12 protein-coding genes and 1 other RNA gene are annotated in these 14,966 nt (G+C 50.5%); 8 read left to right on the top strand and 5 right to left on the bottom strand.

The annotated features are described in order from the left end of the window. Nucleotides 1-18: 18 nt before the first annotated feature. From ssrA to UM181_13210, 6 genes are all read left to right on the top strand, one after another. Nucleotides 19-367: a transfer-messenger RNA gene (gene ssrA / locus UM181_13235) on the top strand. 1,161 nt (nt 368-1,528) lie between these two features. After that, nucleotides 1,529-1,876, top strand: coding sequence for an antibiotic biosynthesis monooxygenase (locus tag UM181_13230; protein WQC62273.1), 348 nt, complete (start codon nt 1,529-1,531; stop codon nt 1,874-1,876). 233 nt (nt 1,877-2,109) lie between these two features. Next, complete coding sequence (locus UM181_13225; GenBank protein ID WQC62272.1) at nt 2,110-2,610, top strand: ClpXP protease specificity-enhancing factor SspB; 501 nt, start codon at nt 2,110-2,112, stop codon at nt 2,608-2,610. A 114-nt stretch (nt 2,611-2,724) separates the two neighbouring features. Further along, nucleotides 2,725-4,119 (top strand): class II fumarate hydratase, encoded by a 1,395-nt coding sequence (fumC, locus tag UM181_13220; protein WQC62271.1) that lies wholly within the window; start codon nt 2,725-2,727, stop codon nt 4,117-4,119. Continuing rightward, nucleotides 4,116-4,292 (top strand): DUF4169 family protein, encoded by a 177-nt coding sequence (locus tag UM181_13215; GenBank protein WQC62270.1) that lies wholly within the window; start codon nt 4,116-4,118, stop codon nt 4,290-4,292. Before fumC ends, UM181_13215 begins: the two co-directional genes overlap by 4 nt. After that, nucleotides 4,289-4,525: a ribbon-helix-helix domain-containing protein gene (locus UM181_13210; GenBank protein WQC62269.1), complete on the top strand. Its 237-nt coding sequence runs from the start codon at nt 4,289-4,291 to the stop codon at nt 4,523-4,525. The genes UM181_13215 and UM181_13210 overlap by 4 nt, the downstream gene beginning before the upstream one ends. 40 nt (nt 4,526-4,565) lie before the next feature. Here UM181_13210 and UM181_13205 read toward each other — a convergent pair whose 3' ends face one another. The 3 genes from UM181_13205 to UM181_13195 are packed head-to-tail and all read right to left on the bottom strand — an operon-like array spanning nt 4,566 to nt 7,905. Then, nucleotides 4,566-5,867 carry a cytochrome P450 gene (locus tag UM181_13205; GenBank protein ID WQC62268.1) on the bottom strand — a complete coding sequence of 434 codons (1,302 nt, stop codon included), beginning with the start codon at nt 5,865-5,867 and terminating at the stop codon, nt 4,566-4,568. A 47-nt stretch (nt 5,868-5,914) separates the two neighbouring features. Continuing rightward, the gene (locus UM181_13200) at nt 5,915-7,108 is read right to left on the bottom strand and encodes a hypothetical protein (GenBank protein ID WQC62267.1); all 1,194 of its coding nucleotides are present in this window, start codon (nt 7,106-7,108) and stop codon (nt 5,915-5,917) included. A 47-nt stretch (nt 7,109-7,155) separates the two neighbouring features. After that, on the bottom strand, nt 7,156-7,905 hold the full coding sequence (locus UM181_13195) for a cytochrome c biogenesis protein CcdA (protein WQC62266.1): 750 nt from the start codon (nt 7,903-7,905) through the stop codon (nt 7,156-7,158). 91 nt (nt 7,906-7,996) lie between these two features. Here UM181_13195 and UM181_13190 point away from each other — a divergent pair, with 91 nt between their 5' ends. Then, nucleotides 7,997-8,221, top strand: coding sequence for a sulfurtransferase TusA family protein (locus tag UM181_13190; protein ID WQC62265.1), 225 nt, complete (start codon nt 7,997-7,999; stop codon nt 8,219-8,221). 38 nt (nt 8,222-8,259) lie between these two features. Here the strand turns inward: UM181_13190 and UM181_13185 are convergent, their stop codons facing one another. Both UM181_13185 and UM181_13180 read right to left on the bottom strand, forming a co-directional pair. Continuing rightward, nucleotides 8,260-11,112: an Rne/Rng family ribonuclease gene (locus UM181_13185; protein WQC62264.1), complete on the bottom strand. Its 2,853-nt coding sequence runs from the start codon at nt 11,110-11,112 to the stop codon at nt 8,260-8,262. Between the two features lie 412 nt (nt 11,113-11,524). Beyond that, nucleotides 11,525-12,397 (bottom strand): NAD(P)-dependent oxidoreductase, encoded by an 873-nt coding sequence (locus UM181_13180; GenBank protein ID WQC62263.1) that lies wholly within the window; start codon nt 12,395-12,397, stop codon nt 11,525-11,527. A gap of 86 nt (nt 12,398-12,483) precedes the next feature. Here UM181_13180 and UM181_13175 point away from each other — a divergent pair, with 86 nt between their 5' ends. Beyond that, the gene (locus tag UM181_13175) at nt 12,484-14,964 is read left to right on the top strand and encodes a penicillin acylase family protein (GenBank protein ID WQC62262.1); all 2,481 of its coding nucleotides are present in this window, start codon (nt 12,484-12,486) and stop codon (nt 14,962-14,964) included. Nucleotides 14,965-14,966: the final 2 nt, after the last annotated feature.

Below are 14,966 nucleotides of genomic sequence, written 5' to 3'. Positions count from 1 at the left end.
TAGGCGATCGCGGCATTGCCTATTGAAATCAGCCCAAGCCTATCATATTCTAAACATGTTCTTTGGAACTATGGACATAAACGCGCTCATAATAACCGGATCGGACCCGGGGGCGGTACCCGGCGACTCCACCAAAATCCGTTCATTTGGCGGCTGAGGGGTCGAAATAGGATCGACGAACGTGTAAAAGGGTTAGCTTTGTTTCGGCGAGATACCACCGTATCGGTTCAAAATGTACAATTGCAAATGACAATCGTGCTCCAATGGCGATGGCCGCGTAAGCGACCGGAACTATTGAAAACTTAAGCCCTAACGCTTTGCAGCTTTAGGCGGGGTTCGAAGGCACCTGGCAACAGAAGCCTTCACTTTTCCCCAATTCTGTCAGGGCCAAGCTGGCTGTCGAACCTTATCCGGCTAAGCAGCGGTTTGAAAACAGCCTTTAATTTCTATATCTTTTCAAAGATGCTGCACCATGTTTGCCCCGTAGGAATTTCTGGCATGCTCTGAACACCGAATACGCCAAAGGAAGACAATCGCCCTTTTTTGGCAATCATCAGGTCAAAATCTGTTAAAAAGCCTCTGCCAAATGCCAAAAATAAGTGCGGATATGTGGTGAGATGAAGAAACACCGTCTGAAACAGATGCGTTTAGGCGCTGTTGGTGTTCAATCCGCTCTACATAAAAAACCAACATCCCCCTCGCGCTTTAAATGCATACAGGCTTTGCACCATTCGCCAATAAGAAATAATTTAGGTCCATTAAATTCTAAATATTTTTGGCTCTTTCCATTGCCAAAAACTTTGGTGACAATCGGGTATGAGAAATACCAGATTGATCGTGATCTCGTGCCATCATCACAAAGCCGCAGAGATTTTAAGTGCAAGGGGCAAAGACCAAACCCACTTAAATACACGCCCGCGTAAGATGTGTCCTCAACCCCATCAGCATTCTTATTTACTTCTGAAAAGCTACTTTACCCAAGAAATAAGTGGCGGTTTGCAAAACTCACTGAAATCAAACCTGAGATAGCCCCGTTAGAACAAATCTTATAGTCTTTTCAAAGGCTAGGTTGATCAAAAAATACAACTGCCCGGCCGCACACCCGCCAAAAATCTATCAGAGAACCGACATGGATGAACCAAAGGCAGAGCGCAAGCAACATGTTTTCACAAAACACAGCCCACTGCACCCTGCCCTACTGGAACATCGTCACAAATATAAACCGCGTGCTTTTTCGGTGTGGCATGCGGCTGATTTATCGAATGAGGCCAAGAATTTTCGGCTTAGCTGCGATACAAATTTAGACATATCAATCTCCTTTATCCGATAATGAGATAGTGCAAAGCCTGCCGGCTGGTTAGATCTGCCGGCACATACCCGCTATGCAAAAACAACGGGTCATTCTATCAAGATACAGGCCCGTTTCTGCCGTTCGCACTTTGTTACAGCCCCTCAAGAAACCTGTTCAAAACCAAAACTGTCTGCAAGACTGAGGCAAGATGTGGTGGATACGTGAGAGGAAGCGCAAATGATCGCTATAATTTTCGAAGTTATACCAGCGGTTGGGCGCAAGCAAGATTATCTAGATATAGCCGCGGCTATGCGCCCGATGGTAGAGGAGATTGAAGGCTTTATCAGCGTTGAGCGCTTTCAAAGCATGAGCAACCCCGACAAGCTCTTGTCTATTTCCTTTTTTGAAGATCAAGCTGCCGTGGACCGATGGCGCGCGCTTGCCGAGCATCGAGCGGCGCAAAGATTGGGGCGAGAAGGGATATTTTCAGATTACCGGCTTAAGGTTACGCAGGTTTTGCGGGATTATGGCATGCACAAGCGGGCTGAAGCGCCCGCGGACAGCCGTGCCCATCATGACACCTAAAAAGGATCTTCTCGCGTTTTGCGCCGACCTTCGGGCTTTAAGGCTGCAGAAGGACAGAGGGTATTTTGTAAAATCGTCACATATATTCTTAAACACTGCCCTGCATGCCGTTTAGATCGGCCCTTAACCCGCGATTATCAGCTTAAATCGAAAATCTTTGGGATTTGTCGCTGAGCACCCTTTCACAATGCGCAAAACCTTTTATTGTGGTTTCAAATAAGCAGGGGTTCGAGATGAGCGGCGATTTAGACTACGGAAACATTATGAACCGGGCGATGCGCGGCTTTATAAAGGAAGTTTTACAACGCGTGGCCGATAACGGGCTTCCAGGGGAGCATCATTTCTTCATTACCTTGGAAACCATGCATCCTGATGTTGAAATCGCCGATTGGCTGGTAACGCGTTATCCCGAAGAAATCACCATCGTCATGCAGCATTGGTTTGAAAATCTCGTGGTCCAAGAGGATGGGTTTTCCGTAACACTCAGCTTTGGCGATGAACCCGAAGCGCTTTATATCCCCTATGCCTCGATCATAACCTTCGTGGATCCTTCAGTTGAATTTGGGGTTCGGTTTGAAAAAACCAATGAGGAGCATGTTGATGAGGATTTAGACCCCCAGGAAACGCCAGAAAGACCGCTTGAGGTTCTTGGGTTAAATGAGCCCGAGCTTAAGAAGCCCAACAGCGACACACAGAAAGCAGATGTGGTCAGCTTGGACAGCTTTCGGAAATAAATTCGCCGCTTAAAGCAAGCGAACTATACCCTTCAATTTATACAAGCCGGGATATTGCTCAGGCGGCAACTCGGCTTTAAAAGCGATAGAAATAACCCGAACCGGAGATCCCCCATGACAGAGACCAGAACAGAAACCGACAGCTTTGGTCCGTTAGAGGTTGAGCATACAAAATATTGGGGCGCTCAAACGCAGCGCTCGATCTTAAACTTCCCGATCGGATGGGAGCGCCAGCCTATTGCAATTATTCGCGCTTTAGGGGTGATTAAACGCGCCTGTGCAGAGGCCAATCTAGAGTTGGGCAGTTTGGATAGCCCGCGCGCAACCGCTATTATCGAGGCCGCTTCCGAAGTGATCGACGGCAAGTTTGACGATAATTTTCCCTTGGTGGTTTGGCAGACCGGCTCGGGCACGCAATCAAACATGAATGCAAATGAAGTGATCGCCAATAGAGCAATCGAGCTAATGGGAGGCACCATCGGCTCAAAAGAGCCAGTGCATCCCAATGATCACTGCAATATGGGCCAATCCTCAAATGATACATTCCCAACCGCCATGCATATTGCCACTGCGATGACTGCCGAAAAGGTTTTGCTGCCTGGTTTGCAGAAACTGCATAAGGCCCTTTTGACGAAAATTGAGGCGTTTGAGGGCATCATCAAAATTGGACGCACGCATACCCAAGATGCAACGCCGCTGACGTTATCACAAGAATTTTCTGGCTATGCGCATCAAGTTGCGATGGCGATCAAGCGGATCAACACCAGCCTCACGGATATTTATGAATTGGCCCAAGGCGGCACCGCGGTGGGTACGGGCCTGAATACAAAACAAGGTTGGGATGTTCTTGTCGCGCGTAATATGGCGAAAATCACGGGTTTGCCCTTTGTGACAGCGCCAAATAAATTCGAGGCATTGGCCGCGCATGATGCGATGGTAGAAATATCGGGCAGCTTAAAAACAACGGCAGCCAGCCTGTTTAAAATTGCCAATGACATTCGTTTGCTCGGCTCAGGCCCCCGCTGCGGTCTTGGCGAATTGGTCTTGCCCGAAAATGAACCTGGCAGTTCGATCATGCCGGGTAAAGTAAACCCCACGCAATGCGAAGCCCTCACGCAGGTCTGTGCGCAAGTGTTTGGCAATGATGCCGCGGTCGGGTTTGCTGGCAGCCAAGGGCATTTCGAACTGAACGTTTATAAACCCATGATGGCCTATAACGTGTTGCAATCTATGCAGCTGCTCGGTGATGCATGCGATGCGTTTACCGATAATTTGATCGATGGGTTGGAAGCCGATGAAACCCGTATTGACAAACTGATGCGTGAAAGCTTGATGCTGGTCACCGCGCTAGCGCCTGAGATTGGCTATGATAACGCCACAAAAGTTGCCAAAACAGCGCATAAAAACGGCACCACGCTGAAACAAGAAGCTATCGCGCTTGGCTTTGTCGATGCAGAAACTTTTGAACGGGTGGTGCGCCCGGAAAACATGGTCGGGCCCAAAGCATGAGCCAATCGATCAATCTCAACCAATTCCGAAAAGCAAAACAAGCCGCTCAGAAAAAAACCAAAGCCACTGAAAACGCGGTGAAATTCGGGCGGACAAAAGCCCAGAAAAAGGCAGAACAAAACGCGCAAAGTGGCCTAGACGCGCATCTTGAGGGGCATAAAAGCGATCGATGAGCCTCAAGCCCAAAAAACGCTCATTAACCTTGCGCGGCCATCGCACAAGCGTTTCGCTTGAAGATCGGTTTTGGACTGCTTTTCGCCAAATTGCCGCCGATGAAAACCTTGCCATCAACGCATTGGCAGCCAAAGTAGATGAAGAGCGCCCCTTTGAAGAAGGTTTGGCAAGCGCAATTCGCGATTATGTTTTACAATATTATATGCGATTGAGCCGCCATAACGATAATTAACACTCGTTCCTGCGATAAAACCTGCGGTTCTGCAACAGCCTTAGCGGGGATCAAAACGCAGATAAATTCCTGACCTTGCCCTTAAAGTGAGATGCGCCAAGGGCTGCGGAACCGGCAAATCGCGGCAGCTTAACCGATATTTCTGAACGATGCGCGCCAATAGATAAGGCCCTTCAATCATCGCAAAACCTGCACCAGGGCAGATGCGTGGCCCAGACGAAAATGGCAAAAAGGCCTGACGCTGGCAGTCAGCAATCGGCATTTCTTGCCAACGCATGGGGTCAAATTCATCCGGACGTTCCCAGATCCTATTCTGCCGCTGCACATACCAAGGGCTAATTATGATCAAGCTATTTTTAGGCACGCGGCGGCCCCGAAACACTTCGCCCCTTTGCTTGACCTCGCGCACCATCATCGGCACGGGGGGATAAAGGCGCAGCGTCTCGCGAAATACATCACGGGTGAATGGCAGGTTTCGCATTGCGGCAAAGTCTTCTGAACCCGTCAGATGGGCGGCTTCTTGCGCCACTTGATCTTGAAACTGAGGATAGCGTGCCAGCAAATATAACGCCCAACTGAGCGCAGCAGCGCTGGTTTCATGGCCCGCAAGAAAGAAAATCATAACCTGATCGACCATTTCAGATAGGGAAAGCCGCGTGCCTGTTTCGGGATCTTGCGTGCTCAACAGCCGCGTCGCCAAGTCTTGCGGTGCGCGGCCTGCGGCAATCTGGTCTTGTCGTATATGGGTCAGATGCGTGATCAAGCCTCTGATTTCAAGCGCCGACCTTTTCACCCGGCGATTTTGCCAAAATGGCAGCCAGCGCAGCGCGGGCACCAGCGCAGGCAGATTAGCAACCGGTTGTTGACGCTGATAGGTTCGAAAAGCGTCAAATACTTTGCTCGCGGTTTTATCTTCGATTGGAACAGAAAAAAGCGTGCGAAAAATCACATCTGCAGCCAATTTACTGGCCAATGGCTCTACATCGACCGTTCCGGGCGAAAGCTCGGCTAAGAACGCATCACCAGCGGCTTGAATGGCCGGAAAAGCCTGCTTAAGCCGCCCGCCCTCAAAGGCAGGGTTCACAATGCGCCGCTGCCGTTGCCAAGTGCTGCCCGTGGTTAAAAAAACACTGTCACCCAACAAAGAATATAAGCCCGTCGCAATCCGCGAAGATTTCGGAAAATCATCCGGGCGCTGCTGCAAAACAAGTTGGATTAAGGCCGGCTGGTTGATCAAAAAAGAATGAAAAAAAAGTGTTCGAAATTCGGCCATCCAAGCGCGATACAAATGATTGGGTTGCGCAGATAATATATCTTGGCGAAAGGCCTTTAAATATTTCAAAAAAGAATATTTTTCAGGTCTTGAATGGGGCTTTGGTGGCAGATCGATCACGCGATTTCTCGGTAGCGGTTATAGGCAATCTTTTGCACTTGTTTTGACGGCTTACGATTGCAGAAGCGTTTGCGCAAGGTGATCGGGCCGGCCGTAATTGCAAAGTAATCATAATGATGGGTCTCATCAAAGGCGCATAGATATTGAAAATGCAGCTTGAAAAATCGCCATCGCAAGCGCCGCCAACGCCTGGGGGACAGCGCCTGCGAAAAGGCCGCGGATAAAACCAAAGGGCCAGTTTGACCAGCCAATGGTAGCGCAGAAACCGCAACTGGATCGCAAAGGGAAAAAGAGCATCCATCACCCGGAGCCGTAATATCCACCCAGTAGATAGCAGTACTGCGCGAAATATCGTACAAATCACGCCGCAATTGGCCCGCATTGGGAAGAAAAGCCACCATGGGGATCACTTGACCAAGCGATAGAAACCCAACCGTAGCGGGGGCCTGATCGAAGGCGGCTGAGCGCTCAATCTGCGCCAAAGCGCTGATCGCGATATGCGCGCCAGATGAATGCCCCACCACCAATATTTCATCCCAATTTTCTTTGAGTGCTTTTTCGATGCGGGCGCTAAAGGCATTGATGCGCTGTTGTAAAGGCGCAGGATAAGCACCTCTTAACTGGGCGGAAAAGGCAAAATCCTGCATTAAATAATAGGCAAAAAAGATCCGGTCCAACGCCTTAAAACCGCGTAAAATAGCAATAAAAATGACGCTGGCGAAAGGCACGCTCAACCAAAAGCTGCTAAAATTCAAGCTCACAAGCCAAGCCGTAAAAAGTGCAATAAAAAGCTGGCTCAGCAGCATCACTACAGGATAAAGCGCGGCAATAACCGGCCCTTTGCGCATTTGAATCAAATCAAAAAAGGCGCGGCTATAAAGATAGATCCAGAGCGTTTGAAACAACGCCGCATAGGTGCGCAAGATGCCGGCAGACATGGCGTGTTTGACAAGATCAGACCAGCCTAAAACGATAAAAGCGGCGAAGGCCCTCTGACCCTCAAACACAGAGTCCACGCCCCAATCTGCGCCCAAAGCGGGATCGGGTGGCAATTGAGAAATCTGATACCCAGCCAAGGCAGCTTGTCGCTTTGCTTCCTTGCGATACAATTCACGATAGCGGCGCAGGGGAAAAGGATCAAACCCCGGTACGTAAAAAATCAATCGCCGTGTAACGTCTTGTGCCTGCATTGCCCCATCCCTCCCAACGCGCAAAGCGCATTGCAACGATGAAAAGCCTATCCAAGCGCGCCAAGCGCAGGAAACCGCTCAAGCAACCAATAAGACAGATCGGAAAACCCACCTGTCAACATCAATAACCCGATGGTCCATAACAGCAGCCCCATGATCCGCTCGATCTGCTGCATATGCCGTTTCATCCAACCCAGCGTAACAGTCAATTTTGACAAAAAAGCGGCAACAAGCAAAAATGGCAGCCCCAAGCCCAAGGCGTAAACTGCCAATAAAATGGTACCGCGGGCAATCGACGCCTCGCTGGCTGCCAAAGATAATATCGCGCCCAGTTGTGGCCCGATACAGGGCGTCCAGCCAAAGGCAAAGGCCAGCCCCAATATATATGCACCAAACGAAGATCCGCCGCGATCTCCTACATCAAAGCGCGCCTCACGATCCAAGAACCCAATTCGAATGACGCTTAAAAAATGCAGCCCAAAAAGCATGACCAAAAGTCCGGCCAGCGTATTGAAACTGCTTTGGTAACTTAAAAACAAAAGGCCAAAGGCTGATGCCGTAAAGCCCAAAAGTAAAAACACCGTCGACAATCCAAGGACAAAAAACAAAGCCGGCAATACAGCCGATTTAGAGGCAGATTTATCCGTCAATTCAGTCGCTGAAATTCCACTCATATATGCTAAATAGGGCGGAACGACTGGCAACACACAAGGGCTCAAAAAGGATAGAATGCCTGCCAGAAATGCAACCAACATTCCAGGCAGCAAACCCGCATCAATTATGTCAATTCCAAACATCAAACCCCCGCTTCTTGCGTTCCATCTAGGCCAGCATAGGGCTAATCACAAGTCAGTGGACTTCTTTAGAGTAAAATAATATCTCGGCCCCATGATTACAAAACTCGATACGAAGGGTCTTTTATGCCCTCTGCCCGTGTTAAAAGCCCGCAAAACGCTTTCTAAGCTTGCGCAGGGCGATATCCTTCATGTCTTTGCGACGGATCCAGCCGCGATTGTTGACATGCCGCATTATTGCGCAGAATCAGGCCATATTTTGTTGGATATCGAAGAGCAAAGTGACGGGGTTACCCTGTATAAAATCGAAAAAAACTGAGCCCGCCTGCCCCATTTTACGTGAGGCAGGCGCTTGTCTCAGCTTCCTCGCGACCACCAACCCCGCTTTTTGGGCTTGGGTTCGACGCTGGTTTCATCTGATGCCGCGCTAGAAGCTTTCAGCTCTGACACGGTTTCATTCGGCGCGCTCGGTGTTTCCACGCTGGCCTCAACGGCTTCACTTTGTTGAGCGGGCTGGGGTGCCTCAGCGGCGTCCTCTGCAGCAGAAGCAGCTTGCGCTTCAGCGGCCTGAAGCTCTGCCTCTTTTTGCTTTTTGGTTTTTCGTGGCGCCCGCTTTGGCTTTGGCTTCACCTCAGCTTCTTCTGGAGAATCCGACGGATCAGCGGTAGGGGCGGTACTGGCCACTAAATTGGCTGGATCTGCCTCAGGCTCGGCCTCAACACTCTTGGCAGCCCGCGGTTTACGGGTACGCTTGCGGGCAGGCTTTGGTTTCTCGTCTGTCGCGGTAGGTGCACTGTTCAAGTCTGCGCCTGCTTCACTGTCAACCGAAGCACTTTCGCCCTCTTTTAGCGTTGGTTCACTGGTTTTTGCAGACGTATCTTCTTCTGAAGACGCGCCTTGGGGTGTTTCTTCCGCAGGGGGAGAGGCCTCTCCATTGTCTTCTACTTGCAGGGAAGTGGCCGCCTCTGGAGCGTTGTCAGCCTCTCCGTTTGACGATTTACGCCGCCGCCGCCGCCGCCGCCGTTTCTTCGGCTTGGCGTCACTATCGCCAGCGTCCGCGTCAAGATCAGCTTGCGCCTCCTGCTCGGCAACGTCTTCCTCCACCTGCTCCATATGCACAACCTCTGCAGAGATCACAGGCATTGATGCCTCTGGCACAACCCGCGTGGCCGTTTTGAATTTCTCAATTTCAAAATCGGGGCTAATAAGATGCGGATGCGCTTCGATCCTTACAGACAAACCATAGCGGGCTTCAATTTGTGCAATATGATCCCGTTTTTGATTGATCAGGAAGTTCGCGATCACAACCGGACACTTCACTAAGACCTCACGCGACCGTCGGCGCACACCTTCTTCCTCAATTTGCCGCAAAATAGACAGAGACAGATTGTCTTCAGAACGGATTAAGCCCGTTCCATGACAATGCGGGCATGGTTGCGTGGTGGCCTCGATCATGCCGGGGCGCAAACGCTGTCTGCTCATCTCGAGCAACCCAAAACCTGAAATGCGGCCCACCTGAATGCGGGCACGGTCGCTTTTCAATTTATCCTTAATGCGTTTCTCAACCGCCAGATTGTTTTTGCGCTCATCCATATCGATGAAATCGATCACGATTAAACCTGCAAGATCACGCAATCGCAATTGGCGCGCCACTTCTTCAGCAGCTTCTAAATTGGTTTTAAGCGCCGTATCTTCGATCGAGCCTTCTTTTGTGGCGCGGCCCGAGTTCACATCTACCGCGACCAAGGCTTCCGTCACGCCGATCACAATATAACCACCCGATTTCAACTGCACCGTAGGGTTGAACATCGAAGAAAGATAACTTTCCACTTGATAACGTGCGAATAGGGGCATCGCATCCTGATAGCTTTTCACGTTTTTGGCATGCGACGGCATGATCATTTTCATGAAATCTTTGGCGATGCGATATCCACGATCGCCTTCGATAAGAACCTCATCGATTTCCCGATTATATAGATCGCGAATGGATCTTTTGATCAAATCGCCTTCTTCATAGATCTTCGCTGGTGCCATAGATTGCAGCGTCAATTCACGGATCTGCTCCCACATCCGCTGAAGATATTCACAATCACGCTTAATCTCTGTTTTGGTGCGCTTCGCTCCGGCGGTCCGAATGATCAGGCCTGCGCCTTTCGGCACCTCTAATTCATGGGCGATTTCTTTCAGTTTCTTCCGATCAACCACATTGGTAATTTTACGGCTGATGCCGCCGCCACGGGCTGTGTTTGGCATTAAAACGCAATAGCGCCCAGCCAATGACAAATAAGTTGTGAGTGCGGCGCCTTTATTACCACGCTCTTCTTTGACAACCTGCACCAGCATGATCTGCCGCACTTTAACGACTTCTTGGATTTTGTAGCGACGCGGACGCGGCTTGCGCGCTGGGCGTAAATCGAATGTGTCATCATCATCGGATATAGATTCGATTGTTTCATCACGCTCTGCCGAGCTTGGTTTGCGCTCCTCGCCGGCGTCATCTGCGTCTTTGACATCCTGCTCATCACTAATTTCCAAAGAACTGCCTGCTGCACCCTGATCGCCTGGCACTTGCGCCGCTTCAGCGATGGTCTCTTGCTCTTTCTCATCAGCAATCTCTTGCGCAGCAATAGTCTCACCACCCTCTGAACTGTCGTCTTGCGCGCCCATTAGATCATCGCCCACAACGGCTGCGTCATCGCCATCAGCCGTTTCCGGCGACGTCGATTTTGCACCCACGCCTGATATTTCCGATTCATCCGTTAAATCGATCGTTTCCATTCCGGAAACTTGATCTTCATCAACCTCAGACTGCTGAACCGCGTCTTCGGTGGCAATGGTCTGCGCTTTTGAACGCCCGCGCCGCCCTCGTCCGCGTTTTTTGGGCGCGTCTTCTTCCTCTTCCTGCCTTTGCTGCGCTTCGGCATAGGCCTGCTCTTCTTCCATCAAAGCCTGCCTGTCGGCAATCGGGATTTGATAATAATCGGGATGGATTTCAGAAAACGCCAAAAATCCGTGGCGATTTCCGCCGTAATCGACGAAGGCCGCCTGCAAAGACGGCTCTACACGAGTAACTTTGGCTAGGTATATATTTCCAGCAAGCTGGCGTTTGTTTTCGGATTCAAAATCAAATTCTTCAACTTTATTTCCGTCAACCACAACCACGCGCGTTTCCTCGGCGTGGGTGGCATCGATAAGCATTTTCTTAGGCATGTTTTCCAATTGCGCGGCTGACCGCTGGCTCGGTGCGTCACACCGAAAGCCTTTGGGGCGCGTCTTTTACGGGCAAGCTCGGCACACCTCAACAGAAAAGAGCCGTGGCCCCCGATTTTAACTGTTGTTTTCCGCGCGCGTTGCATCGCTTTTCATCTCCAGCAGCTTTGACCTTGTTGGGTATCAAAACTTGCCAATTTAAGCCCCTTCCGCGATTGCGGTTCAGGCTGATATGTCGACCGAACGTGGTCTAATCAATCTGCTCTTCAAGGCTATATAAAGGCCTGATCGAAGGTCAGTGAAACTGTTTGGTGGAGCCTGATTTAAATCGCTCCTACCATCTACACCATATGGTGGTTGACCCTGTAAACACAATGGCCAAATTAAAAAACATTGAAATATGGGGATCTTTTCAATCAAAACTGCGCAATCGTTTAATGAGACTTGAGGTATCCCAACGCCCCCCACCCAGCTTCTGGACATCATTGTAAAACTGATCGACCAAGGCCGTCACCGGTAACGAGGCACCATTTTCGCCCGCTGCCTCAAGGCAAATCTTTAAATCCTTGCGCATCCAATCCACCGCAAACCCGTGCTCAAAGTGATCATCCACCATCGTTTCGTATCGATTTGACATTTGCCAACTTCCCGCTGCGCCTTGGCTGATGACTTCGACAACGGCCCGCCCGTCCAAGCCAGACTTTTCTGCAAAATGCAGTGCCTCTGAGAGGCCTTGCACCAAGCCTGCAATCGCAATTTGGTTGCACATTTTGGTTTTTTGTCCAGCGCCACTTTCGCCGATGCGCCGGCAAATGCGCGAATAGGCCGCCATAACCGGCTCGGCGCGATCATAAGCCGGCTGCGCGCCCCCGCACATGATTGACAAAACACCATTTTCCGCGCCGGCTTGACCCCCAGAAATCGGAGCATCTACAAAATCAATTCCATTGGATTTCGCCGCTAAGAATAACTCATCCGTGACCAGAGCCGAAACCGTCGTATGATCTACGAAAACACTGCCGTCGGACATGCCCTCCAAGGCCCCGTCATCTCCCAAAACCACCGAACGCAAATCATGGTCATTGCCCACGCAGGCCATGACAAATTCTGCGCCCTCAGCGGCCGCGCGCGGCGTATTTTGTTGCGCCCCACCATACTCTGCCACCCAAGCAGACGATTTTTCTCGTGTTCTGTTATAAACCGTCACGCTATGGCCCTTAGCCTGTAAATGCCCCGCCATTGGGTATCCCATCACGCCAAGACCTAAAAATGCAATTTTAGCCATAATATTTTCCCAAAAGTTTGTTTTCTACTTGTGTCTGCTCGTGCTAGGCGATGCAAGAGGTCAGATCAGTTAAAAAGGCATTTTGGATGGCAATGGTATTTCGTTGGATGGTTCGGCTTACGGTGCTTGTCCTGATCGCGATCCTGTGCGCCGGTACCTTGATTTACTATTTGGCTGCGCAATCCCTGCCCAACTACGCTCAAAATTTGCAGTTTTCTCAGGCCCAAGGATCTATTGAAATCATCCGAGACACCGCGAATGTGCCCCATATTAAGGCCGAAAACGATCATGACATCTTCTTCGCATTGGGGTTTGTGCATGCCCAAGACAGGCTTTGGCATATGGCGATGCTAAGGCGCACCGCCCAAGGGCGCCTGTCGGAGGTTTTTGGTGCTCGATCCCTTGAAACGGATAAGTTGATGCGCCGGTTAGACCTTTACAGCTATGCCGCCGACTCGCTGCAATATCAAACAGCGCAAGCGCAAGCTGCTCTTTCAGCCTATGCCGCAGGCGTAAATGCGCGAATCGAGCATATTAACCGCGCGGCGCTTGGCCGCGGTGCGCCTGAGATGTTCCTGTTTGATAGCCCGTTTGCCGCTTGGCAACCCATAGACAGCTTGGCCCTTCTAAAGCTTATCGGCTTTCAGCAGAGCGGTCATTTGAAAGAAGAAATTCTCAGAGCACAGGTTTCCTTAATCTTGGAAAACAGTGACCATGTTGAGGAAATCCTGCCAGATGCGCCCTTTCATATCGGCGCAAAGCCGCGCAGTTATTCTTCTCTTTTTACCCCTCCTTTATCGCCAACAGGGCAGCGCCCCACAGACAGCGCGCAAGACTGGGCGGCAATTTCGGATTGGGTGCTGCCAAAACGCGGCTTTGCAGGAGCCTCCAACGCGTTTGCAGCCGCTCCAAGCCGCTCTGCAAACCAAGGCACATTGCTGGCGAATGACCCACATGGCGCATTATCCGTTCCCGGGCAGTGGTATTTGGCCCATTTAGAACTGCAAAGCGGCGGTGTTATTGGAGGCAGCATACCCGGTATACCGCTGATTTTAACCGGGCGCAGTGACCGCTTGGGATGGGCGATAACCGCCTCATTTGCGGATGATCAGGATATTTACATGGAGCAGCTCGATCCGGCGCGTTCCGATTATTACAAAACCCCAACGGGCTTTCGGCGTTTTTCCACGCGCGCATCAATCATAAACATTAAAGATCAAAAACCCGTCACCATGACGTTACGCGCAACAACCCATGGGCCTGTTTTCAGTCAAACCCAGCTTAATCTTGCTTCGGTCACGCCAAAAGGATTTGTACCCGCGCTGGCTTGGACCGGTTTTAACGCGAAAGACAAAACCTTCAGTGCAAAATTTGAGCTGATGCAGGCCCAAAATATCGACCAAGCGTTGGCCGCCTTGGAACCGCAAATCACACCTTCAGAAAACATAATTATGGTTGATCAAACGCGCATCGTCCAAAAAACGGTTGGAGCTTTGCCGCGGCGCAATACAGCGCATCAAACGCAGGGCCGTATGCCCAGCTTGGGACATTTATCCGAAAATCAATGGCGCGGGATGTTAAGCTATGCACAAAACCCCGAAAACAAAACTCCTGAAGAAGGTATTTTGGGAAATACAAATAACAAAGTGACAGCAGCGGCCTTCCCCAACCATATCTCCTTTAGCTGGGGTGACAGCCAACGCATCCAACGCTGGAACCGTCTGATGCAAGCGCGCGAAATTCACACCAAAGACAGCTTTATCGAAGCCCAATCCGACAGTGTCAGCTTTGCGGCGCAAACCCTGCTTCCCCTCATTGCCAGTGATTTGTGGTATACTGGGCAATCAGCTCCAAATGGCAGCTTGGAACAACGCAAAAAAGACGCATTGGATTTATTGGCCTCTTGGAACGGCGATATGAACCAACATGATCCGCAACCCTTGATCTACGCAGCCTGGATGCGTGCGCTTCAACGCCGCCTTATTCAAGATGAATTGGGAGATCTGAGCCAGGCGTTTCCAGCGCTAGAACCGCTTTTCATCGAACGGGTGTTTCGCGATATTGATGGTGCCAGCCATTGGTGCGACATCGTACAAACACAACCGATCGAAACCTGCGCAGTCATGGCCAAAATGGCATTGGAAGACGCGTTAATCTGGCTGCAAGAGCATTACGGGCGTGACCCAAGCAGGCTAGAGTGGGGCATGGCGCATCGCGCGCAGCATCTGCATCCCACTTTAGGACATATCCCTTTGATTGGGTATTTTTTGAACATTATTCAACCCACCAGTGGCGGCGACCACACGTTGCAACGTGGCAAAACATCGGGGCACCCGCCCCATCCTTTTCACAACATACACGCGGCCACCTATCGGGGCGTTTATGATTTAGCCGACCCGAACAGTTCCGTTTTCATCACAACCACCGGCCAATCGGGACATTTTCTATCGCAATATTATGATAATTTCAGCGCCTTGTGGCGCAATCAAGACTATATTCCAATGTCACTTGATTTGGAGTTGGCGCGCGCTGGTGCCATAGGCATAACCCATATTCGTCCAAATTAATC

It is taken from the genome of Alphaproteobacteria bacterium US3C007 (assembly GCA_034423775.1).
GTDB lineage: Bacteria > Pseudomonadota > Alphaproteobacteria > Rhodobacterales > Rhodobacteraceae > Thalassovivens > Thalassovivens spotae.
Note: the sequence above shows the minus strand (reverse complement) of the source record. Positions and strands in the feature narration are given on the sequence as shown.

Excerpts from the sequence above, each read along its gene's own strand:
- UM181_13185 (WQC62264.1), bottom strand. The coding sequence starts at position 11,112 with ATGCCTAAGAAAATGCTTATCGATGCCACCCACGCCGAGGAAACGCGC.
- UM181_13190 (WQC62265.1), top strand. The coding sequence starts at position 7,997 with ATGATTACAAAACTCGATACGAAGGGTCTTTTATGCCCTCTGCCCGTG.
- fumC (WQC62271.1), top strand. The coding sequence starts at position 2,725 with ATGACAGAGACCAGAACAGAAACCGACAGCTTTGGTCCGTTAGAGGTT.
- UM181_13195 (WQC62266.1), bottom strand. The coding sequence starts at position 7,905 with ATGTTTGGAATTGACATAATTGATGCGGGTTTGCTGCCTGGAATGTTG.
- UM181_13230 (WQC62273.1), top strand. The coding sequence starts at position 1,529 with ATGATCGCTATAATTTTCGAAGTTATACCAGCGGTTGGGCGCAAGCAA.
- UM181_13215 (WQC62270.1), top strand. The coding sequence starts at position 4,116 with ATGAGCCAATCGATCAATCTCAACCAATTCCGAAAAGCAAAACAAGCC.
- UM181_13180 (WQC62263.1), bottom strand. The coding sequence starts at position 12,397 with ATGGCTAAAATTGCATTTTTAGGTCTTGGCGTGATGGGATACCCAATG.
- UM181_13175 (WQC62262.1), top strand. The coding sequence starts at position 12,484 with ATGGCAATGGTATTTCGTTGGATGGTTCGGCTTACGGTGCTTGTCCTG.
- UM181_13200 (WQC62267.1), bottom strand. The coding sequence starts at position 7,108 with ATGCAGGCACAAGACGTTACACGGCGATTGATTTTTTACGTACCGGGG.
- UM181_13210 (WQC62269.1), top strand. The coding sequence starts at position 4,289 with ATGAGCCTCAAGCCCAAAAAACGCTCATTAACCTTGCGCGGCCATCGC.
- UM181_13225 (WQC62272.1), top strand. The coding sequence starts at position 2,110 with ATGAGCGGCGATTTAGACTACGGAAACATTATGAACCGGGCGATGCGC.